Origin of the sequence: Polyangium sp. 15x6, from assembly GCF_029960785.1 — a bacterium.
Taxonomy (GTDB): Bacteria; Myxococcota_A; Polyangia; order Polyangiales; family Polyangiaceae; genus Polyangium.
In genome coordinates this window covers 62,882-84,486 of record NZ_JASBQE010000022.1, presented here as the reverse complement: position 1 = coordinate 84,486, position 21,605 = coordinate 62,882, and the positions used below count along the sequence as shown (strand labels likewise).

Sequence of the window (21,605 nt, the reverse complement as noted above, 5' to 3'; positions counted from 1 at the left end):
CGCCCGTTCACAGGTTGCTGCATGCGTCGGTGATGGGATCGGTCTCCACCGGGCATCCCCCGGAGCTCGGCGGGGCCTGCAACACCGGCCCGAGCATGACCGCGTCCGCCTCGAAGTTCATGCCGAACGAGAGCGCCTCGCAGGGCGTGTCCTTGTCGGTCGCGTCGGCCAGCAGCACGTCGGCTGCGCGGCACGTGATCTGCCGCGTCGCCGGGTAGAGCGTCGCATCCGTGCAGAGCGGGTTTCCCTTCGTGTCGCGGAAGCTCGCGAGCGTCGGGAACAGCTCGGACACGGGCAGCTTCGCGCCGATCCTGCCCTCGCGCAGCTGGTACCGTCCATCCGCGGTCCGATCGATCCGCGCCACGAGCACCAGGTTCGACAGCGCCGCCCGTATCGACGTGAGCGCGCCGTCCGTGATCACCAGCGGAGCTTGGGGCAGCCGTGCGACGAGCTTGCCGCCCGTCACGTACGCCGCGCCGTCGACGAACTGCGGCGCGTACGGATCCATCGGGAGCGGCGCGAGAAACTCCTGCCGGATCGACCACGTATCCGCGCCTTGCCACTCCGGCGATGTCGACAGGCCCAGGCTCCCGTACCAGCCGACCTCCACCTGATCGTCGTCGCTCCCCCCGCTGTAGCCTCGCACGCGGAGGAGCACGCTCCACTGCCCGGACTCGGCGAGCCCGCGCAGAAAGCTCGACATGTCGTCCACCTGCATGAGGTACGCGAGCGCGCCGAAGAGCGCGTAGCTCGCCGCGTCGTGACCGCTGTCGTCGTCGCAGTACCCTTTGTCGTCCGACGGATCGACCGACTCGCACCCGCGCTTGTCCTCGGTGCACGAGCACAGCCCGTCGAGGTTCAGCCCGGGCAGCGCGTCGTTCAGGCCTTTTTCCATGTCGATCGTGCGCAGCGCGACGACGAACTCCCCCTCGCCGCCCGCGCCCGCCGCCGTCGGCGGCTCGGGGATCTCGTCGCGCACGCACATCGCCGCGCCGCCCGTGCCTCCGCCGCCTGCCCCGAGCGAGAGCTCGTCCGGGATGCCCGCCACGACCTGACACCCGGCCGCCCCGGAAAGTACGACGAAGAGCCCACGCGTAGCGCTCCTCCGAACCGCCATCGCTCCTCCTGAAAGGGCAGGACCGTGCGCGGAGAACACGGCGCGCGCCCGCGATCGAGCAGATCACGATTGGGGCGGCCCGTCCACCCGCACCCCGAGCGCCGCGGCGGACGCCCGGGGCGCGCGCGGTGGGCGCGTGTGTTTTGCCTGGCATCGAGCCGGGCCATCGGCTACGCCGGCCCCATGCGCCGCCGGCCCCTCGTGCTCGTGACGCTCGTCGCCCTCGCCCTCGCGAGCACGGCGTGCGACGAGACGTCCGATACCGACATCGATCTCGATGCCACGACGACCGTGCCGACCAGCATCCTCGTCGACCCGAGCCTCTTCCTGGGCGACGTGCCTTGCTCCGCCGCGAGCGGCGCCATGCAGAGCTACGTGGTCACCGTCCTCGACGTCACCGACGCGTCTGCGCCCTTCCCGCTCCCCTCCTCGCCGCCCGTCACCTGCACGGCGAGCGTCATCTTCCGGCAGATCCTCGTCGGCCACGCCTACCGCGTCCAGGTCGACGGCTACGACATCCCCGCTGCCGAGCTCACGCCCGTCGGCGGCAGCTCCTCCGGCAGCCGCAGCATGGTCCGCCGCGCCGCGCCGGCCGCGGGCCCCGTCGCGCCGCTCTGGTCCACCTACTGCGAGGACCTCACCGCGCAGCAGAACGTCCGCTCCACGCCGAAGACCTGCGAGGAGCTCGCGCCGCTCTCCACCAAGACCGGCGTGCTCATCAATCCCCGCGCCACGCTCGCCGGCACGAGCGCCATCCCTGGCCTCGAGCTCACGTGCACGCAGGCCGCGCTCGATCCGCAGGGCAACCCCGTGATCATCGGTGACGTCGCGAGCTTCGACGTGCGCCCGACCGATCCGGCCCTGGCCCCGCTCTTGAACCTCCCCTGCACGAGCCCCGCGCCTGCGCCGTACACGCAGAACATCAAGCCTGGCCAGAGCTACGGCTTCCGCGTCGAGGCTCGCGCCGTGACTGGCGGACCGGTCCTGTGGGGCGCCTCTTGCACGGCGCTCACCGTGGAAGGCCTCGTGGTCCATGCGCTCTGCGATCCTTTGAGCAAGGACGGCGCGCTCGACCTCTCCCTCGCGGACGTCCTCGCGGCCGCGGGCACCTCGTGCGCGAAGGAGAACGTCACGACGTACGACGCCATCCTCGGCGCGCCTGGCGATCTCGAGGCGGACGCCGTCGATTGCAACAAGTCCGTCCGCTTCGCGCCGCTCGGTCCCGGTGCCTACGCGGACATCCAGCTCGTCGGCCATGACGCTGCGGGCGCTGTGACCTTGACTGCCACGTGCACCGCCGAGATCGCCCCCGGCGCGGTCAGCACGGCCACTTGCACGCTCACGCCTTGAGCCTCTCCGCGGACGGCCCAGACGGACCGACCGAGCCAGCGCCGCGACGCACCGATTCCTGGGCACAAAACCCTCGAACCTGATTGCAGGTTCACGGGTCGTATACTACCTGAGAGCGTCCTCCGGCCGGCGTGGGACGAGGCTTTTTCCGGGCCTCCTCGTACGCCAGGCCCAGGCCCGAGCGGCGGTATGGAAGATACCTCGAACATCCAGCAGAAGATTCCCGTCAGCATCCAGGACGAGCTCAGGAACAGCTACCTCGATTACGCGATGAGCGTGATCATCGGTCGCGCCATCCCCGACGTGCGCGACGGGCTCAAGCCGGTGCACCGCCGGATCCTCTTCTCGATGCACGAGCAGAAGATCGGCCCGAGCGGGGCGCACAAGAAATGCGCGCGCGTCGTCGGCGACGTGCTCGGCAAGTATCACCCGCACGGGGATATGGCCGTGTACGACGCGCTCGTCCGCATGGCGCAGCCGTTCAGCCTCCGGTATCCGCTCATCGACGGACAAGGAAACTTCGGCTCCATCGACGGCGACTCGGCCGCGGCCATGCGCTACACGGAGTCGCGCCTCGCCCGCGTCGCGACGGAGCTGCTCACCGACATCGAAAAAGAGACCGTCGATTTCGCTCCGAACTACGACGACTCCGAGCTCGAGCCCACGGTCCTGCCGGCGAAGTTCCCCCAGCTCCTCGTCAATGGCTCGGGCGGCATCGCGGTCGGCATGGCGACGAACATCCCGCCGCACAACCTCGGCGAGATCATCGACGCCACGGTCCTGCTCATCCGGAACCCCGAGTCGACCGTCGACGACCTGATGCAGCACGTGAAGGGCCCCGATTTCCCCACGGGCGGCCTCATCTACGGCAAGAGCGGCATCGACCAGGCGTATCGCACGGGCCGCGGCACCATCGTCATGCGCGGCCGCTGCATCGTCGAGAAGACGTTGAAGGGTGATCGCGAGCAGATCGTCGTCACCGAGATCCCCTACCAGGTCAACAAGGCCAAGCTCGTCGCCAAGATCGCCGAGTGCATCAAGGAAAAGCGCATCGAGGGCATCTCCGAGGTGCGCGACGAGAGCGACCGCGAGGGCATGCGGGTCGTCGTCGAGCTCAAGAAGGACGTCTTCCCCCAGGTCGTCCAGAACCAGCTCTACCGCCTCACGGACCTGCAATCGACGTTCGGCGTCATCAACCTCTCGATCGCGAACGGCCGCCCCGCCGTCCTCGGCCTCAAGGAGACGCTCGCGCACTTCATCGAGCACCGGCGCGAGGTCGTCACGCGGCGCACGCGCTACGAGCTCCGCCAGGCCGAAGCGCAGCGCGAGCTCGTCGAGGGCCTCGGCATGGCGACGACCGACGTCGACGTCATCGTCTCGACCATCCGCACCTCGCAGGATCCCGAGGAGGCGCGAGATCGCCTGCAGAAGCTCCCCTTGCGTGGCTTCGGCGATTTCCTGCGGCGCGCGGGCCGCCCCGAGCCCGAGTGCAAGGACGCCGACGCGCGCGGCGACTACTTCCTCTCCGAGCGCCAGGCCAAGGCCATCCTCGAGATGCGCCTCTCGCGCCTCACGGGCCTCGAGCGCGAAAAGCTCGCCCGCGACTATGCCGAGCTCGTCGAGGAGATCATCCGCCTCACCGGCATCCTCGCGGACGAGCACAAGCTCATGGACGTCATCGTGGGCGAGCTCGAGGACATCAAGAGCCGCTACAACGACGTGCGCCGCACCGAGATCGTCCCGACCGAGGCCGAGATCCAGGTCGAGGACCTCATCCAGGAGGAGGACATGGTCGTCACCATCTCCCACCTGGGGTACGTCAAGCGCACACCCGTCACGACGTACCGGGCCCAGCGCCGCGGCGGCAAGGGCATGGTCGGCATGGAGGCGCGGGACGAGGACTGGGTGAGCCAGCTCTTCGTCGCCTCCACGCACAGCTACGTCTTCTTCTTCAGCGACAAGGGCAAGGTCTACGTCAAGAAGGTCTACGAGATCCCGAGCGCGGCGCGGAACGCCAAGGGCCGGGCGATCGTGAACTTCGTCGGGATGGAGCAGGGCGAGAAGATCGCCGCCATCACCCCCGTCCCGCGCATCGAGACCGGCTGGTTCGTCGTCACGCTCACGCGGCGCGGCCAGATCAAGAAGACCGCGCTCGAGGAGTACGAGAACTTCCGCGACAAGGGCATCATCGGCGTGCGCATCGAGGAGGACGATCAGCTCCTCTCCGCGGCGATCACCGACGGCAAGCGCGAGCTCCTCATCGCCACGCACAACGGCATGTCGATCCGCTTCGCCGAGGAGGAGGTCCGTCCGACGGGCCGCGCCACCATGGGCGTGAAGGGCATCGAGCTCAACGAGGGCGATTTCGTGGTCGGCCTCTGCGTCACGGACGGCGGGCGTGACCGGGTCCTCGCGGTCTGCGAGCATGGGTATGGCAAGCGCACGCCGCTCGACGAGTTCCGCCTCCAGAGCCGCGGCGGCAAGGGCGTCATCCTCATCGACGCGAGCGAGCGTAATGGTCCGGTCGTCGGCGTCGCCATGGTCTCGCCGACGGATCAGATCATGCTCGTGACGGATCGCGGCCAAACCCTGCGCACCAAGGCCAGCGAGATCCGCGAGACCGGCCGCAATGCCCAGGGCGTGCGCCTCATGAACGTCGACGGCGACGAGCGCGTCGTGGCGATCGAGGCCTTCGCCGAGGCCGAAGAAGGCACGGTCCCGCCCCCGCCGCTCGAGACGAACGGCGCGCATGACACGAACGACACGAACGGCACGAGTCACGACGGGACGAACGGCGTCGCCGAGTGACACCCCGCCCCCCTGGCACCTCGCGTGACCGGGAGCTAACGTAAGCACTGTCACACAGCATCGCCGGGGCTCACCCGGTCACCCGGGGGACCCCGGGGGTTTGGGGGCGTAGCTCGGCTTGACCGAGCGAAGCCCCCAAGCGTTGACGAGATTTGGGGGCGTAGCTCGGCTCGTCCGAGCGTACGCCCCCAAGCGTTGACGAGGGGCTTGGGGGGTGCGACGCGCAGGATCGGATGCGTGTGGGCCCTCCATTGCTGGGGGGCAACATGCTCGAGCTATTTCGGTCGCGACGCCGTGCCATCGTATGGTTCGTCGAGGCTGCCTTGCTCGTATTGCTCGTCTGCGCGGGTGCGGCGGCGATCGAGGGGTACCGTGACGTCGCCACGCTTTCCCGCGTGTTCGACGCCGCGGCGATCACGCTCGTGGCGCAGGCGTCGCTTTACTACCATGGCCTTTACGGACCATCGCCCATTCGCGATCTCCGCACCCTGGCCTGGAAAGTCGCGCGCGCCCTCGGCGTCTCGGTGTTCCTGCTCTGGCTCGTCTTCCAGGGTTTTTCGGACGACGCGGGCGAGCGCTTCGGCGCCGTGGCGCTCGGGCTCGCGGCGGGCGCGCTCGTCTTGCCCCTTTTTCGCACGGGGCTCGCGCGGGCCGCGGCGAGTGATCGTCTGTGCAAGCGGACCCTGGTCCTCGGCTCGGGGCCACTCGCGGACGCGGTGATCACGGGCGCGCGGACCCACGACACCGGCGGGATGCGTTTCGTCGGCCGGCTCGTGCAGGAGGGCGACCCGGGCCGCGCCGCCCCCGACGTCCTGGGCACCTACGACGAATTGCCGCGCATCGCGGCGGCGCACGGTGTCCGGCACATCATCGTCTGCGCGGCGGATCGCCGGGGCAAATTGCCCATCGACGCGCTCCTCGAGCTCAAATTCCGGGGCGTCGAGGTCGAGGAAGGCGTGGAGTTCTACGAGCGCATCACGGGCAAAATCTTCGTCCGCGAGCTACGCCCGAGCCAGCTCGTATTCGCGCACGGCTTCCGCGTCGCGAAGCGGACGCTGGTCGGCAAGCGTATTCTCGACGTCGTCAGCGCCACGGTCGGCCTCGTGCTCGCCTCGCCGCTGATGCTGCTCACGGCCCTCGCGATCAAGCTCGACTCGGCAGGACCGGTCCTGTATTCGCAGGTGCGGGCCGGGGTCTACGGTCGCCCCTTCACCATTTACAAGTTTCGCTCGATGCGCACGGACGCGGAGGCGGATGGAAAGGCGCGCTGGGCATCGGAGGACGATCCGCGCGTGACGCGGGTAGGCCGTTTCATTCGCAAGACGCGTCTCGACGAGCTGCCGCAACTCTGGAACGTACTCGCCGGCGACATGAGCCTGGTCGGCCCGCGGCCAGAGCGCCCGAACTTCACCGAGGAGCTCGAAAAGGCAATTCCCTTCTTCCGCCAGCGTCTCTTCGTCAAGCCAGGCCTGACGGGCTACGCGCAGGTCCGCTACCATTACGGAGCCACGACCGAGGACCAGCTCGAAAAGCTCCAGCACGACCTGTTCTACATCAAGACGCTGTCGGTGTGGTTCGATCTGTCGATTTTGCTCGATACGGTCAAGGTGGTGCTGCTCCGGATTGGGGCGCGTTGAGCGGGAGCCATGGGAGCGTTCGGGCAGTTATGCGGCATCCCCTCCGTCGTCCCGCCGTCCCCGCTCACGGCGCCCGGAGGGCACGGATCGGGCTGCCTGTGCCTGACTCCCGCGCTCCTGTCCTCCGCCGCTTTGCGAACGATGTTCCGCGGTCCTGTGCCGGAGCGCCGCCGACGCCTCCCGCGCAATCCGCCCGAACCAGGCGCCGACGATAGCTGGGGTCCACCGCGTTCCCCCTTCGCCTCCGAAAAAATGCTGAAAATCGAGGGCCATGACCGCAGGCAACCGCTGGGGCGCCCGGAGCCGCGCGACGATGTCTTCTTGTCGAGGCCCAGCGCCGGCGACCCTCTTCACGCCCTGGCGACAGAACAGCGACACGGCCGGAAGGACGTCGCCATCGATTCGCCCGTGCCCGTCCGGATGGAACCGCACTCCCATGAGGTGGCCAAACGATACGGCGTACACCGCTGCCGTCTCGACGGACGTTGCCAGATATCCCCTCCCGTCGTGCTCGGCGTTGCGCTTGGCATCCGCGAGCACGACGATCCGGTCCTCCTGCCCGTCCGCGTGTTTCTGCGCGAACGTGAGCACGATATCAGGCTGATTCCCCCGCGCCTCGATACCCATGTCCACGAGCAATGGCACGAGAGCATCCCCTTTCGGGGCATTCTTGGAGATGGTGCAAGACAGCGCGCCAGCACGTAGCAGGATCCGTGGGACGTTGCGCTCATCTCGCTCGTCGACATCCTCGATCTCCCACCGCACCCCATCAGGCAAGTCCACCGTGTCCTGCGTCTCCTGGGCCGCACGCGCAACGGCGATCGAGACCGACACTTCGAGGAGGCTATCCAGCGTCCGCCTCTGGCAACGCAAGTCTGCCTCCTCGATCTCCTTCGCGAAAGCACGCAACCGCTCCGTGTCGCCTTCCGCGCCGAACCGATCTTGCCAGAACGCGAGATAGGCTCGGATCGCCTGCGCGCTCGAACGCGTCTCCCTGTCCATCCGCAGGAGTCGCTGTTCATGCAGATGCGTATAGGCCCCATGGCGACGCCCGATGGTCCGGGCGACTTGCGCCATCACGTCACGCAAGGCCTCCCGTACGGCCCGCCGCTCCTCGCTGAGGGGCCCCAGCGTGCCCAGGTCGAGCATGGTCCTCCCGAGCGAGCATAACCCGCCGAGGAGCCCAGCATCGAGCATGGGGACGACGTCCCGCGCCCAGAAGCGAGACGGAGGCGACGTGAGTTCCTCGACGTGCGTCCGCGCCCAATCCACGTTGCGCTCCGGCATGTCGAGCCTCGAATATCGAGGGGACTGCTTTTGCCAGGGCCGGCGGAGGAGCGCGAGCAGCTCGCGTTCTGCCTGGATGTGGACCTGATGATCCACTCGAAAAAACGCGCGCAATTCGTCGCGAACTTCGGGGCGCAACGCTCGCCCGATCCAGCTCATCACGCCGAGCCGGCTCGAATCGCGCAGGTGCTTGCCGAGCCAGCTCACTTGATCGACGAAGAGGTCGATATCACGCCGCGATGCAACGCGATTCCCGAGAGGAGCCGAGACCACCGGCGGGGCGATCGACGTGACAGCGGTGCGCTTCATGGGTCACCCGCCTGCTGCGTGTCGGACCAGGCTCTCCCACTGGTCGTCCCCGAGATCCTGATATTGCAGCGACAGCTCCCCGATCAGGTATTCGGCGATGGAGATCTCGTTGTCCTTGTTGATGTCTTTCGGACGGAACGAGCGCGCCGACGGCTTGACGAGCTGGTAGGTCACTTTGCCCGTCTTGTCGTCCCGTTTCCCCTCGATGTGCACGAAAGGCGCCCCTTTGCCTTCCCGGTGGAATATCGCGACGATGTGCGCGATGGCTGCCCGGCGGCGAACCGCATCGAGCGCGTCGAGTTGCGGGAAGACGCTGAGCACGAGCCCCATGGCGAGATACGACGCCCCCGCGGCGAGCCCCGGCTCTTTTACCCCGCCCGACGCCACCCTCTCTCCCTCGCTCGGGCTCCGCAGCCCTTCTGACAAGAAGCGCAAGATATCTTCCACCGTTGCGAGCCCGATCGCTCGCTCCGCGACGAGGTCGACGAAGGGCTGTGCGCTGCTGCTCTTCGGCGCAACGTTGCTGAAAAGCGGCTCGAGATATTCGGCCCGCAGACGCTGCAGGAGGTCCTTGGTTCCCTGCCCCTCGAACTGGTAGGCCGCCTTGTCCATCGTATCGGAGATCTTCGTGATCCGATCGCTGATGAAGTCTTTGACCTTCTCCGGAGCTGGCGCCTCGACGCGCAGGATGTCGAACCGCCTGAGCAACGCAAACGAGAGCTGATGAAGCTGCGCGCGGTCCGCATCGTTCATCGTGCCGACCAGGCGGAACTCCGGGCTTACCTTGTAATCGCGATAAGCGACGCCCTCTTCCTCTGGGCGCGCGCCATGCCGCCGCGTGTACGTCGTGGGTAGGATACGTACCGTCGCGTGGCGCGGCTCTTTAGGCACCGTAATGGCGTTACCATCCGAATCTCCCGTGGCCCCTGCGCCGTCCACGGCGGCCATCCCATCGACGGTCTTCGTAGCGGGGACCGCTGCCATGGGCCCAACGGTATCCTCGAGCGCCTGCTCGAACGGGAGCTCCACGGGATCACCGGCGAACACGGCAAACAACTCGCCAAAGCATTGATCGATGTTCGCCCGGTTGAACTCGTCGATCACGAGGCACCGGTTCGATTCCACGGCGCGCAGGAAGAAGCCCGGCTTGAACTCGAGCCCCTTGCCATCGCGGCGGGGCAGATAGCGGCCCACGAGGTCGCCGGCGGTCCAGGCGGGCGACGCGGTGGCGATGACCGGCTCGGCGTTGCGAACCATCTGCGCGAGCGCGATCGCCAGCTTCGATTTGCCGCACCCCGGTGGTCCGGTGAAAATCACGTGTTTGCCCGCATTGAGCGACGCGCAGGCAGCCGCCACGAGATGCCAGGGCAAGAGCAACGTCTTCGACAGCTCCGCATACACTCGGTTGGGATCGAGGTTGACCGCACGCTGCGGCCAGTAGCTCGCCACCGGTGGTAGGCCATATGTTGTGGGATCGACCGTCGCCTCTGCGTCCCCCGATTCGGATTGCTGGAATGGCTGCACCACCATGGCCCAAATGGCGAACGCCAATACCGTCTTGCCCCAGCTCTCCGGAACCTCCTTGGCCATTGCCTCCCCCAGTGGAGCAGGCAACGGAGGCAGCTCGACGAGCCAGCCCTTCTCGCTGAAGTGCGGCCAGTAGGGCGCCAGATCCCCATAGGTTGCCTTGCCTTCGATACCGAGTTCACGAGTCACGACGGGACTCGACGGGTCCTTCGGGAACCAGACTTGACCTGCGCGCTCGACGCCGATCGCGGAGCTCGGATAAGGGAATACGACGACGTTCTTCTCTCCGGCTTCCCACTTCGGGATGCTCTCGCCTCGACCTAAATTGACCGTGCGAGTGCCATCATAGATCCGGATCTGGAGCAGCAACGCCGTCCTGCCCCGCTGGATCTGGATGGTAATCGTAGCGTTGACCTGGACCTCGACTTCCTTGCCACCCTTGGGCTGCCAAGCCAGGGTGAAAATCACGTTCGAGGCTCCCGCACGCTGGTCCTTCACCTCCTTGAGGACGACGGCGGTAGATTGGCGCTTTCCCTGACGCTCCCAAGCAAAGCTCGCCAAAGTTTTCTTTTCGAGGGCTTTGATGCCAGGGTGGATCACCGGGCGCAGCCGCTTGGCAAGCCTCTCGGCCGCTGCCGGGATCGGATCATCCGCGTCCGTGCTCGAAGGGGCGTCTTTTGCTGCTGCGGGCTCGGTCGTGCCGTTCGTGGTGGTCATCGAGGCCAGGCTCCTGGGCGCGTCCACCTATCCGCATGTACTTCACGGAGCGTTGTCCGCCCGTGTTTCGCAGACAGGCATGTGGGAACTCGAACGTACCAGTGTTGCCGGCTTCCGTACAAGTAGCCTGGGCCTGCATGAGAAACGCGTGGAACATCAAACAACGTACCGTAGATCACCAAGCAACGTTTGCGGCTGACCACGAGGGTCTGCGGCTGACCCGGAACCACCTGTGGCTGACCCCGGACCGCGTGCGGTTAACCAAGGAACGCGTGGGATTGACGCAGGAACGCGTGCAGCGTACGGGGGATCACCTGCGGCTGACCCCGGACCGCGTGGGGTTGACCAAGCAGCGCGTGTGGTTGACCGAGGACAGCGTGGACCTGAGCCCCGGCGTGCTTGCAACGGACGATGGCGCGCCTGAACCTCCCACAGCGCCGCCTGGACCTTCGCTCCGGCCCGCTTGCGGCTGACCGGGGACCACGTGGACCTCGCCCATCGGCGCCTGGATTTCCCCCGGAAACGCGTGAAGCCGCGCTCCGGCGCGCGTGCGGTCGCGTGAGGCTCGCCTGGATCTCCCGCGGAGCCGCCTGGACCTTCCGCAGCCTCGCCCGGACCTCCCGCGGCCCCGCCTGGTTCCCTCAATCCTCGTAGAACGCGTCCTCGTCCTCCTCCGTCGTCCCCTTCCGCCCTGCTGCCCCGCCCGCTGCGCGCGCCTCCTCCTCGTCAAGCACCGCCGGCCGCGCGTCCTGGTCCTGCAGGTCGGGGTCCCGTGGCACCCGCCGCATCGGATCCGTCGATCCGATCGCCGAGATCGCCACTGTCACCATCGTCCGGAACGTCGGCGCCGACGCGCCCGTCGGATCCGGCTCGAAACGCATGTTGATGAGCTCGAGATCCACCCCACCCGTCAGGATGAGCCCCGTCGCGAGTGGGATTCCGAGCGAACCCCCCGCGGCCACCGCTGTCGTCACGAATTTGCCCTCGGGAAGCGGCGTCCCCGCTGGCGATCCGAGCCTCGGCTGCGTCGCGAGCGGCGCCTCACCGTGACGGAAGCGCAGGATTCCGCGCGCGATCACGCTCCGGAACTCCCGCCCTCCCCGCGGCCGGCTCCACATCTCGAGCCCCGCCGCGTGCTGCGCCCCGAACCCGATTCGCGGACCGAGCGACGAATACGAAAAACCGTAGGTTCCAACAATCCCGTATCCGTGCCCCGCGTATCGCGCGTCGATCCGCGCGTCCGGCGCGATCACCCCCGAGGACTCGTCCTTCAGGAACGTCGGCGGGCTCGCCACCGTCATCCCGAGCGCCGCGGCGCCCCGGATCCGGCGGGAGATCTCGAACGTCGCGGATGCGAGGCCCGAGACGGTGGTGACGTCCGCGGGCCCGCGTGTGAGGTCCACGTCGAGCAGCGCGTGCTCGAAATGGGTGTAGCCTGCCCGCACGATGGGCCCGAGGCGGAATCGGCGGCCGGCGAGCCACGAAAACGACGCGCTCCCGAGGACCGCGTGGCTATCGAGCCCCACCGCCTCGGGGTGATCCGCGGCGACGGCGCCCGCCTGCGTGTATCCCGCCTCGAAACGCGCATACGACCGCGGCGTCGTGGTCGCGGTGAATCCGACACGACTCCCGAGCGCGTAAATGACCCTTCCCTGGAGAAAAGGATCCCGCGCCGTCAGATCATTCGTGGCCCGAAGCCCGAGCCGCGACGCGAGGAGGCCGTCCGCGGAGAAAGAAACGGCCGTGCGGGGCGAGGTCACGACATCGAGCCGCGTCACCGCCGTGCCCGCGATGTCCTGCGGGGACAGGGCGCCCCGCGTCGCCGCGAGAGCACGCCCGTAACGACCGGAAATGTCGAGCAAGAACGCCGCGCGCGCCCCGCGCGAGACGATCCTCGCCGCGCCGTCCACGCTCGTCAGCGCGATGCCATAACCGCCCGTGGGCGTGATGCCCGTGACCGCACTTTGCTCGACCGTGACCGCCGCCGTCGCGTCGGTGACGGCGAGCCCTCCTGCGGGGAAAAAACCCAGCATGCGCCTCCTTGTCGTTCCGAGCCGTTCGGCGCTCTATCGAGCCGTCAGCCGCTCCGGCTCCGCGTCCCGCAATGGCTCCTGCGCATACCGCGCGAGCCCGACCGCGAAGCCGAGCCCGTGCGCGAGGTGCATCACGGGAAACATCGCCGCCACGTGGAAAACCAGGCGCCCGTCGACCCGCCGGCAAGCCCACGCCGCCGCCGCAAAAATCGCCAGCACATACACGGACACGGCCGCGCCGAGGACGGGCCTCGCCGGCGGATAAAAGGCCGCGAGCGACGCGAGCACGGTGAACGTGACCAGCGTCGTGAACGGGATCAAGGGCCGGATCGACGGCGGCAACCCGCGCCGGAGGATCGTCCGCGCGCGCCCCGATCCGTAATTGAAATATTGCTGAAACAAGGTACGAAACGACGAGCGCGGATAATAATGGCCCACGATGTCGCGCGACTGGTAAATGCGCCCGCCCCGCTCGAGGATCCGCTGGTTCAGCTCCGCGTCCTCGTTCGTCCGCGCGTCCGGGTCGAAGAGGCCCGCGAGCTCGAAGGCCTCGCGACGGAATGCCCCGCACCACACGCTCTCGACGTATCCCTCGCGCTCCGGGTCGCGGGACGCCGATCCGCCCACGCCGAGCGGGCTCCCGAGCGCCGCGCAGAGCGCCTTCTGAAACGTGGTCTTCGCCCGCGGCCGCATGGCGCCGCCCACATTGAGAGCCCCCGTCCGCCGGAGCGCCGCGACGGACGCGGCCACGTAGCCGGGCTCGTAATCGGCGTGGGCGTCCATGCGCACGATCACGTCCCCGCGGGAGCGCTTGATCGCCATGTTCATCGCCGCGGCCTGGAGGCGCTGGGGATTATCGAGCAGGATGATCCGCGGATCCTCGTCGGCGAGCGCGCGCACGATGTCCCGCGTCCGGTCGAGGGAGCGTCCGTCGACGACGAAGATCTCCATTCGATCGGCCGGATATCGTTGCCCGGCCGCCGCCCGCACGACCCGCTCGATGTGTTCCTCTTCGTTGTAACAAGGAATCACGATCGAACAGAAGGGACGTTCGGCCAGCGTCCGAAGGATCACGCCGCCGCGCCCCGACTCGGGTCCCCAATCATCCATCCAAAGCCCCCCGAAAAGCCACGAAAAGAGCTCGAACCTGCCGAGCCCGGCCCCAGACCACGACGCGGGCAGCATCCCACAACGTGACTGCTTTTCAATCGGGCGAAATCCGAGTCCGATTGCAGGGTGCCCCGGGCGGGCGGATCCAGCGAATCCGTGTTCACGCACATGCGAGTTGCGAACGCGAATTCGCATGCAATGCTGGTAGGTGTTGCTCGGGACAACCCATTTTTCTCCTGGTAACGGCGGACGGCTGCGTGTCCTCGCCGTGACGCGGATCTTCCCGAATCGGGTGGAGCCGCTCGCGTGCCCATTTCAGCGCCGGCAGCTCGCCGCGCTTTCGCGCCTCGCGGACGTGAATGTGCTCGGCGTCGTGCCCTGGGTGCCCGGCGCTTCGCTGATTGGTGATCGCGCCCGGGTCGGAAAGTTATGCCGCGTGCCCGCGGAGGACACGATCGACGGCCTGCCCGTCGTGCACCCACGCGCGCCGTACCTGCCGCTCGCGGGTCCGTGGCTCTCCGCCGTGAACGGGCCGCTCTACCTCGCGGGCCTCGTGCCGCACCTCGCCGCGCTGCGCCGCCGCTTCGACGTCGTGCTCGGCGCGTTCCTCTTCCCCGACGCGTGGGCCGCGCAGCACCTCGCCCGCGCCCTCGGCCTGCCGTACGCCGTGAAGGCGCACGGCACCGACGTGAACGTGATCGCGCGCTGGCCGTCCGTGCGCGCGCTCGTGCACGCGACGCTGCGCCGCGCGGGCGCGGTGATCGGCGTGAGCCGTCCGATGCTCGACGCCCTCGCCGCGCTCGGCGCGCCGCGCGATCGTGTGACGCTCGTCCCGAACGGCGTCGATCGCGCGCTCTTCCAGCCGCGGAGCCGCGCCGAGGCGCGCGCGGCGCTCGGGCTCGATCCGCGTTCGAAGGTGCTCGTCTACGTGGGAAGGCTCGAACGAGCGAAGGGCCTGCACGAGCTCTGCGATGCGCTCGCGTCGATCGAAGCGCGCGCGCCGAAGCAGTTCACGGTCGCGCTCGTCGGCGATGGCTCGATGCGCAAAACGCTCGAAGAGAAGCGCGACGCGGGCTTGCCGCTGCTCGTCGCCGGCGCGCGTCCGGCCGAGGAGGTCGCGCGTTTCCTCGCGGCCTCCGACGCGCTCGTGCTCCCGAGCTGGAACGAGGGCACGCCGAACGTCGTGCTCGAAGCGCTCGCCGCGGGCCGACCCGTCATCGCGTCGCGCGTGGGCGGGATCCCCGATGTCGTCGCGCACGAGCGCACGGGCCTGCTCGTGCCCGCGCGTGATGCGGCCGCGCTCGCGGCGGCGATCGAGCAAGCGACGAGCCGCGCGTGGGACGAGGACGAGCTCACGCGTGCGGCTCCCCCCGGCTGGGATCGAAGCGCGGAGGCCCTGCTCGGAGCGCTCCTACGCGCGAGGTCGGTGCACGCATGAAGCGCGGGACGAGCGCCGCGTCGGCTCTCGCGCTCCTCTTCCTCGCGACCGCGGCAGCGGCCGGAGGGCCGCGCGTCGTCGTGGTGGACGACGGCGTGCGCGTGCGGCGCGAGGGGCCCGATCTCGATCGAGCGATCACGCGGGGGCAAACGCTCGGCGGAGCCGACCGCGCGATCGAGATCGCAGCGCTCCGCGGCGAGGTGGTCGCGATCCAGGTGATCGTCGAGGCCGGTGACACGCCGCTCGACGCCGTCACCGTGGAGCTGGCGCCGCCGCGCACGCCGATCCGCGTCGATCGTTTCATCGAATCCTACGTCGAGATCACCGCGCGATCCCGCAACGATCGGCACGCGGGCGAGTCGCTCGGCTGGACCCCTTCGTCACGCCCTCCGGACGAGGACGTGCTCGGCGCCGTGCCCGACGCGCTCGTCCCCGTGGAGCACGCGCCCGCGTGGCTCCCCTACCCTCTGCGGATCCAGCCTCGATCCCGCGGCGCGATCTGGATCGACGTCGAGGTCCCCACGCGCACGCCGCCCGGCCACTACACGACCGAGATCGTCGTGACCCACGCAGGCGGCGCCCTCTCGCGTTTGCCCGTGGTCCTCGACGTCGCGAGCGCCGAGCTCCCCTACCGCGCCACGAGCTTCCTCGCCTACTACGAGCCGCGAAACCTCGTCCAGCGCATCGGCGCCCTCGAACCCGCCGAGAAACAACTCTTCCAGCTCCTGCACCGGCACCACGTCGACGCGCTCGGCTCGATCCGCAGCGAGGCCGACCTCGAGCGCCTCCGCCCCGCGCTCACGGGTGCTTTGTACACGAACGAACACGGCTACGAGGGCCCGGGGGAAGGCATCCCGAAGGCGGCCGTCACGCTCGGCGCCTACGGCACGTTTGGCGACCCGCACCCCGACAAGCTGCGCACGATCGAAGCCCTCCTCCCCAAGATCCCGGACGCGATCGAGGACGTCTTCCTCTACGCGATCGACGAGCAGTGCAAGAGCCCGCGTGGCCCCACGTGGCGCTCGCTGCTCGCGCGCTCGCCCGCGCAGAAGCGCGTGCGCGTGGCGCACTCCTGCGCCGAGGATCCGCGTCAGCAGAAGGTCGACCTCGTGCTCTTGCCGTCGCAGGCCTTCCAGCAAGACGCGGCGCTCGGCACGCGCGATCAAGGCCGCGACGTGTGGGTCTACAACGGAAGACTCCCGCAGTCGGGCCCGCTCGTGCTCGACGCGCCGGCTGCGAGCTTGCTCGCGGACGCCTGGATCGCGGCCACGCGGCCCACGGGCCGCTGGTTCCTCTGGGAGAGCACCTTCTGGAACGACGGCAACCGCGGCGGCCGCGGCCCGATCGATCCCTTCGTCGTCGCCGAGACCTTCCACAACGAAGACGGCGACAGCGCGCTCGGCGACGGCGTCCTCGTCTACCCGGGCAAACAGATGGGCCGTTTCGCGCACCACTCGGCCGGCTTCGACGGCGTCTTCCCTTCGATCCGGTTGAAGCTTTTGCGCCGTGGCATCCAGGACGCGGGCTACCTCGCGCTCGCGCGGAGCGCGCATCCGGCCGAGGCCGATGGGATCACCACGCGCCTCCTTCCCCGCTCGCTCGATGAAGTCGACCTCGACGAAGCCACGCCTTTTCCCACGGACGCCGCCGCCTACACGGCCGCGCGCGAGGCGCTCCGCGCGCTGATTTCCGAGGGCGCGCACCTCGATCGTCGCCAAACCGCGGCCGTCCTCGACGCCGGTCGCGCAGCGCGTCAAATGACGCCCAAGCCTCTGTTTCGCGGCAAAATCCGGCTCGGCGTGGCCTTCGCCACCCTCGCGCTCGCCGCCACCGCGCTCGCCGGGTGGCTCGTCGGGTGCGCGCGGCGCCGTGCTTCGTGATCCGCGGACGGGCGTCCTCGGGTAAGCTCGCCCTCGCGAATGCCCCCGAAGAAACCCCCGTCCGCGTCCTCGCCTCCGCCTTCCGACGTGGGGCTCCTCGAGGAGATCGGCGGCGGTTTTCTCGGCGCGGCGGCCACCGTCGGAGGCATGGGCCTGCTCGGCTACCAGATCCTCCGCAGGCTCGTCACCTTCCGCATCGATCGCGCCGAGACGCTCCGGAACCTCTACCGGATGGGCGTGAAGTCGATCCCGATCGTGATCGTCACGGCCCTCTTCACGGGCGCGATCATGGTCATCCAGGCCGCGCCGCTCGTCGTGCGCCTCGGCGCGCAGGGCCTGCTCGGCTGGGGCGCGGGCTTCGGCATCCTGCGCGAGATCGCGCCGCTGCTCACCGCGCTCATGATCAACGGCCGCGTCGGCGCGAACAACACCGCCGAGCTCGGCACCATGGTCGTCACCGAGCAGATCGACGCGCTGCGCGTGCTCGCGATCGATCCCATCGCGTTCCTCATCGCCCCGCGCTTCGTCGCGATGGTGACCACGCTCTTCCTGTCCACGATCTTCGCCGACACGCTCGCGCTGCTCGGCGCCGCGTACGGCGGCCTCGGCCTGCTCGGCGTCGAGCCGAAGACGTTTTACAACGGCCTGACGAGCGGCCTGCTCGGCCTGAGCGACGTCACGAGTGGCCTCATCAAGAGCATCGTCTTCGGCATCGTGATCGCGCTGTCGAGCTGCCAGTACGGGCTCGGCGTGAAGGGCGGCGCGCCGGGCGTCGGGCGGGCCGTGAACGCGACCGTCGTGGCCTCGGCCGCGGGCATCTTCGTCCTCGACTACTTCGTCTCCTTCACGCTGGATTGAGGCACGTGAGCGCGGCGAAGACCCACGACGAACCCGCGCCGCCGAGTGGCATCGACCAGGCCGCCGAACCGCCGGACGAGTCGATCGCCGCGATGGTCGGCGCGCAGGCGATCCAGCTCGTGGGCATGGGCCTCGAGATCGCCTCCGTGTTCATCCGGACGCTCTACTACTGCGTCCGCGGCCGACCGGACTTCGGCGCCGTCGTCCGCCAGATGTTCGAGATCGGCAACCGCTCGGTCGTCTTCTTGACCGTGGTGATGGGCTTCATCGGGATGATCTTGGTCCTCCAGGGTGGCCTTCAGGTGAAGCGCATCCTGCCCGAGTTCAGCATGGTCGGCGCCTCGTACCTGGAGCTGCTCGTCCGGGATCTCGCGGCCACGATCAGCGCGCTCATGCTCGCCACGCGCGTCGGGGCGGGCATCGCGGCCGAGATCGGCTCGATGGTCGTCACCGAGCAGGTCGACGCGCTGCGCATGTGCGCGGCCGACCCGATCGACTACCTCATCAAGCCGCGGTTCCTCGCGAGCCTCGTCATGACCATCTGCCTCGTCATCTGGGCGGCGGGCGTCGCGATGCTGACGGGCATGCTCACCGCGTACGTCATGTTCGATGTCAACCCGCGGACGTTCTTCAACCTGCACCTCGTCGACACGGGCGATCTCGTCGTGGGCCTGGCGAAGTGCCTGGCCTACGGCGCCGCGATCCCGGTCGTGGCGGGCCACTCGGGGCTCACCACGCACGGCGGCAGCGAGGGCGTCGGCTGGGCGACCACGCGGGCCGTCGTGAACGCCTCGCTCGCGGTGATCGTGCTGGATCTGATCCTCTCCGCGGCTGGCTACGTGCTCCTCGGTCCCTAAGTTCGTTCCGACGAACCATGCCCGAGCTGCCCGAGGTCGAGCACCAGGCGCGCGCGCTCCGCCGGATCCTCGAAGCCGCGCGCATCGAGCGCGCCGAGGCCGACGCGACGCCCGTTCTGAAAGGAAAAACCACGCCGGCCACGTTCGCGGAGGCCCTCGCGGGGCGCTCGCTCGAACGCATCGAGCGCGTGGGTAAGCTGCTCCTGCTCTCGTTCGACGCGGGCACGGGCGTCGCCTGCCACCTCGGCATGACGGGCAAGTGGCGTTGCCGCGTGGGCGACGAACCTCCCCGCCACGGCCGCGCGCGCCTCTTTTTGCAGGACGGCCGCGTGCTCGACTACGTCGACATGCGGATGCTCGGACGGCTTTCGATCGTGCCTCACGACGCGTTCGCGAAGATCGTCGCGTCCCTCGGCCCCGATCCGCTGCGCGACGGCCTCGACACATCTCGCCTCGCCGCGCGGATCGCCGGCGCTTCACGACCGATCAAGAACGTCCTGCTCGATCAGAGTGTCCTCGCGGGACTCGGCAACATCCAGGCGACCGAGGCCCTCTTCCGCGCCCGCGTGCATCCTTCCCGCGCAGCCGACTCGCTCACGCCTGCCGAGCTCGAAGCGCTCGCCGACGGGATCCTCGCGACGATCATGCACACGCTCGCCGCGCACGAACGCGACGACGAGATCATTTACCTCTCCGATCGAACCGACGCGCCGAACCCGTTCCTCGTCTACGGCCGCGTCGGCGAGCCTTGCCCACGTTGCGGCGCGCCGATCCGCGCCCTCACGATCGCCGGCCGCACGAGCCCGTTCTGCCCGCGCTGCCAGCGCCTCACTCGATCGGGCCCTCGGCGCGGCCGTGGATGAACTGCTGGATGATCGCGTCGTTCGAGGCCTTGAAGTCGTCCGGACTCCCGATGAGACGCACAAAACCCTTGTAGAGCATCACGATCCGATCGGCGATCGAGAAGATGCTCACGAGGTCGTGGCTCACGACGATGCTCGTCACGCCGAGCGTGTCGCTGAGCTCGCGGATGAGTTTGTCCACGCGCCGCGCGCTCACCGGATCGAGGCTCGTCGTAGGCTCGTCGAAGAGCACGTAGCGCGGATCGAGCGTGAGCGCGCGCGCGATGGCCACGCGCTTGCGCATGCCGTCACCGAGCTCGGGCGGGAAGCGATCGGCGAACTCGCGCATGTGCACCTGATCGAGGCGCTTGCGCGCCTCGGCGAGCGCCTCCTTCGGCTTCAGGCCTTTGTGCTTGCGCAGCGGCAGCGCCACGTTCTCCACGCAGGTCATCGAGTCGAAGAGCGTCGAGTGCTGGAAGACCATCGCGCACTTCATGCGCACCGGGTACATCTGCTCCTCGTCGAAGCGGCTGATCTCCTCGCCGTCGAGCCAGATCTCGCCCGCGTCCGGGTAGAGCAGGCCCACGAGGTGCTTGATGAGCACGCTCTTGCCGACGCCCGATTGACCGATGATGAAAAAAACCTCCCCGTCTTGAACGTCGAAGCTGACGTCCTCGATGACCTTCTTCGTCCCGAAGGACTTGGCGAGGTTGCGGAAGGAAATCATGACGCAGTGAGCCGCGTGCTCGGCGCTACGCGGGTCTGGGTTTGCCCCTGAACATCGTGCATAGTGGACGCATGGCGAGCCCGCGTTCGATCGAGGTCAAGGTCGGCATCCTGATCCTGACGGCCACCGTGCTCCTCGCGGTGTTCATCCTCGTCATGGGCGGCATCAACTTCCAGCCCACGTATGGCCTCTTCGTCGACTTCGACAACCCCGGCGGCCTGCAAAGCGGTGCCCCTGTAAAGATCGCGGGAGTCAAAGTAGGAAAAATCACCGAAATACAATTTCGGGGTGGAGAGGCGCCGGGCGGTGTGGGCAAACGCGAGCCGCTCGTGCGGGTGAAGGTCGAGCTCGAGAAGCGGTATCAGCCGAGCGTGCGTGACAACGCGGTCTTTTACGTGACCTCGTCGAGCGTGCTCGGCGAGCAGTTCCTCGCGCTCGATCCGGGCTCGGGCGATCGGCCCGTGCTCGCGGAGAACGCGATCGTTCGAGGCCTCGATCCGCCCCGCCTCGACATGCTGATCGCGAAGGCCTACGACCTGCTCGACACGACGGTCAACGCGCTCTCGGGCAACAAGGACGAGATCGGCACCGCGCTGAACGGCCTCTCGCGCACGCTGAAGGGCACTGGAGATTTCTTCGAGAAGAACGGCGACCGGCTCGATCGCATCGCGGCGAACGTCGAGCAAATCACGGTGGACACGCAGGACACCGTGCGCGAGGCCAAGCAGAAGTACGTCGAGAACCCGCAGATCGATCGCATCCTCGCGAACGTGGACAAGACGACGGGCGCGCTCGCGCAGGATGCGCCGCCCCTGCTCGCGGACGCAAAGGCCACGCTCGCCAACGTCAAGCGCGTGAGCGAGACCGTCGGCGGCGAGAACGAGCAGGCGAAGATCCGGCAGGCGATCGGCGACCTCGCCGAGATCGCGAAGACCACGAAGGGCATCACCCAGGACGCGCAGGCGATCGCCTCGAGCGTGCGGCGCGGCAAGGGCACGGTGGGCGCGCTCGTGATGGACGAGCAGCTCTACGACGATCTCCAGGAGCTCGTGCGCGACCTCAAGCACAACCCCTGGAAGTTCTTCTGGAAAGAGTAGCTCCGCGCTCC

15 protein-coding genes are annotated in these 21,605 nt (G+C 68.4%); 9 read left to right on the top strand and 6 right to left on the bottom strand.

All coding sequences use genetic code 11. The features are described from left to right. Positions 1 to 7: 7 nt before the first annotated feature. Entirely contained in the window at positions 8 to 1,117 is a 1,110-nt protein-coding gene (locus QHF83_RS18375; RefSeq protein WP_282419162.1) for a hypothetical protein, read from the bottom strand. A gap of 183 nt (positions 1,118 to 1,300) precedes the next feature. Here QHF83_RS18375 and QHF83_RS18370 point away from each other — a divergent pair, with 183 nt between their 5' ends. The 3 genes from QHF83_RS18370 to QHF83_RS18360 all read left to right on the top strand — a co-directional run bounded on the left by QHF83_RS18370 (position 1,301) and on the right by QHF83_RS18360 (position 6,912). Then, positions 1,301 to 2,467: a hypothetical protein gene (locus QHF83_RS18370; protein WP_282419161.1), complete on the top strand. Its 1,167-nt coding sequence runs from the start codon at positions 1,301 to 1,303 to the stop codon at positions 2,465 to 2,467. 189 nt (positions 2,468 to 2,656) lie between these two features. Continuing rightward, a complete protein-coding gene (gene gyrA / locus QHF83_RS18365) occupies positions 2,657 to 5,275 on the top strand; it encodes a DNA gyrase subunit A (RefSeq protein WP_282419160.1) in 2,619 nt (872 codons plus the stop codon). Positions 5,276 to 5,541: 266 nt separating this feature from the next. Further along, on the top strand, positions 5,542 to 6,912 hold the full coding sequence (locus QHF83_RS18360; protein WP_282419159.1) for a TIGR03013 family XrtA/PEP-CTERM system glycosyltransferase: 1,371 nt from the start codon (positions 5,542 to 5,544) through the stop codon (positions 6,910 to 6,912). 27 nt (positions 6,913 to 6,939) lie between these two features. Here the strand turns inward: QHF83_RS18360 and QHF83_RS18355 are convergent, their stop codons facing one another. The 4 genes from QHF83_RS18355 to QHF83_RS18340 form a co-directional block, all read right to left on the bottom strand. Continuing rightward, complete coding sequence (locus QHF83_RS18355) at positions 6,940 to 8,508, bottom strand: hypothetical protein (RefSeq protein ID WP_282419158.1); 1,569 nt, start codon at positions 8,506 to 8,508, stop codon at positions 6,940 to 6,942. A gap of 3 nt (positions 8,509 to 8,511) precedes the next feature. Then, positions 8,512 to 10,752: an AAA family ATPase gene (locus QHF83_RS18350; RefSeq protein WP_282419157.1), complete on the bottom strand. Its 2,241-nt coding sequence runs from the start codon at positions 10,750 to 10,752 to the stop codon at positions 8,512 to 8,514. 641 nt (positions 10,753 to 11,393) lie between these two features. Next, entirely contained in the window at positions 11,394 to 12,785 is a 1,392-nt protein-coding gene (locus tag QHF83_RS18345) for a hypothetical protein (RefSeq protein WP_282419156.1), read from the bottom strand. Between the two features lie 33 nt (positions 12,786 to 12,818). Further along, entirely contained in the window at positions 12,819 to 13,895 is a 1,077-nt protein-coding gene (locus QHF83_RS18340; RefSeq protein WP_282419155.1) for a glycosyltransferase family 2 protein, read from the bottom strand. 268 nt (positions 13,896 to 14,163) lie between these two features. Between QHF83_RS18340 and QHF83_RS18335 the strand changes: the two genes are divergently transcribed. The 5 genes from QHF83_RS18335 to QHF83_RS18315 are packed head-to-tail and all read left to right on the top strand — an operon-like array spanning position 14,164 to position 19,791. After that, a complete protein-coding gene (locus tag QHF83_RS18335; RefSeq protein ID WP_282419154.1) occupies positions 14,164 to 15,333 on the top strand; it encodes a glycosyltransferase in 1,170 nt (389 codons plus the stop codon). Continuing rightward, positions 15,330 to 17,213, top strand: coding sequence for a DUF4091 domain-containing protein (locus QHF83_RS18330; RefSeq protein WP_282419153.1), 1,884 nt, complete (start codon positions 15,330 to 15,332; stop codon positions 17,211 to 17,213). The genes QHF83_RS18335 and QHF83_RS18330 overlap by 4 nt, the downstream gene beginning before the upstream one ends. A 39-nt stretch (positions 17,214 to 17,252) precedes the next feature. Then, positions 17,253 to 18,071 carry an ABC transporter permease gene (locus QHF83_RS18325; protein ID WP_282419152.1) on the top strand — a complete coding sequence of 273 codons (819 nt, stop codon included), beginning with the start codon at positions 17,253 to 17,255 and terminating at the stop codon, positions 18,069 to 18,071. A 5-nt stretch (positions 18,072 to 18,076) separates the two neighbouring features. Further along, entirely contained in the window at positions 18,077 to 18,928 is an 852-nt protein-coding gene (locus QHF83_RS18320; protein WP_282419151.1) for an ABC transporter permease, read from the top strand. 17 nt (positions 18,929 to 18,945) lie between these two features. Beyond that, on the top strand, positions 18,946 to 19,791 hold the full coding sequence (locus tag QHF83_RS18315) for a DNA-formamidopyrimidine glycosylase family protein (RefSeq protein ID WP_282419150.1): 846 nt from the start codon (positions 18,946 to 18,948) through the stop codon (positions 19,789 to 19,791). Here the strand turns inward: QHF83_RS18315 and QHF83_RS18310 are convergent. Then, positions 19,757 to 20,497 (bottom strand): ATP-binding cassette domain-containing protein, encoded by a 741-nt coding sequence (locus QHF83_RS18310; protein ID WP_282419149.1) that lies wholly within the window; start codon positions 20,495 to 20,497, stop codon positions 19,757 to 19,759. The genes QHF83_RS18315 and QHF83_RS18310 overlap by 35 nt on opposite strands. 71 nt (positions 20,498 to 20,568) lie before the next feature. Here QHF83_RS18310 and QHF83_RS18305 point away from each other — a divergent pair, with 71 nt between their 5' ends. Next, complete coding sequence (locus QHF83_RS18305) at positions 20,569 to 21,594, top strand: MlaD family protein (RefSeq protein WP_282419148.1); 1,026 nt, start codon at positions 20,569 to 20,571, stop codon at positions 21,592 to 21,594. Positions 21,595 to 21,605 lie beyond the last annotated feature (11 nt).

What these genes read in the sequence shown, in the direction of transcription:
- QHF83_RS18340 (WP_282419155.1), bottom strand. Translation starts at nt 13,895, where the DNA reads ATGGATGATTGGGGACCCGAGTCGGGGCGCGGCGGCGTGATCCTTCGG.
- QHF83_RS18315 (WP_282419150.1), top strand. Translation starts at nt 18,946, where the DNA reads ATGCCCGAGCTGCCCGAGGTCGAGCACCAGGCGCGCGCGCTCCGCCGG.
- QHF83_RS18370 (WP_282419161.1), top strand. Translation starts at nt 1,301, where the DNA reads ATGCGCCGCCGGCCCCTCGTGCTCGTGACGCTCGTCGCCCTCGCCCTC.
- QHF83_RS18350 (WP_282419157.1), bottom strand. Translation starts at nt 10,752, where the DNA reads ATGACCACCACGAACGGCACGACCGAGCCCGCAGCAGCAAAAGACGCC.
- QHF83_RS18305 (WP_282419148.1), top strand. Translation starts at nt 20,569, where the DNA reads ATGGCGAGCCCGCGTTCGATCGAGGTCAAGGTCGGCATCCTGATCCTG.
- gyrA (WP_282419160.1), top strand. Translation starts at nt 2,657, where the DNA reads ATGGAAGATACCTCGAACATCCAGCAGAAGATTCCCGTCAGCATCCAG.
- QHF83_RS18360 (WP_282419159.1), top strand. Translation starts at nt 5,542, where the DNA reads ATGCTCGAGCTATTTCGGTCGCGACGCCGTGCCATCGTATGGTTCGTC.
- QHF83_RS18355 (WP_282419158.1), bottom strand. Translation starts at nt 8,508, where the DNA reads ATGAAGCGCACCGCTGTCACGTCGATCGCCCCGCCGGTGGTCTCGGCT.
- QHF83_RS18325 (WP_282419152.1), top strand. Translation starts at nt 17,253, where the DNA reads ATGCCCCCGAAGAAACCCCCGTCCGCGTCCTCGCCTCCGCCTTCCGAC.
- QHF83_RS18330 (WP_282419153.1), top strand. Translation starts at nt 15,330, where the DNA reads ATGAAGCGCGGGACGAGCGCCGCGTCGGCTCTCGCGCTCCTCTTCCTC.
- QHF83_RS18310 (WP_282419149.1), bottom strand. Translation starts at nt 20,497, where the DNA reads ATGATTTCCTTCCGCAACCTCGCCAAGTCCTTCGGGACGAAGAAGGTC.
- QHF83_RS18375 (WP_282419162.1), bottom strand. Translation starts at nt 1,117, where the DNA reads ATGGCGGTTCGGAGGAGCGCTACGCGTGGGCTCTTCGTCGTACTTTCC.
- QHF83_RS18345 (WP_282419156.1), bottom strand. Translation starts at nt 12,785, where the DNA reads ATGCTGGGTTTTTTCCCCGCAGGAGGGCTCGCCGTCACCGACGCGACG.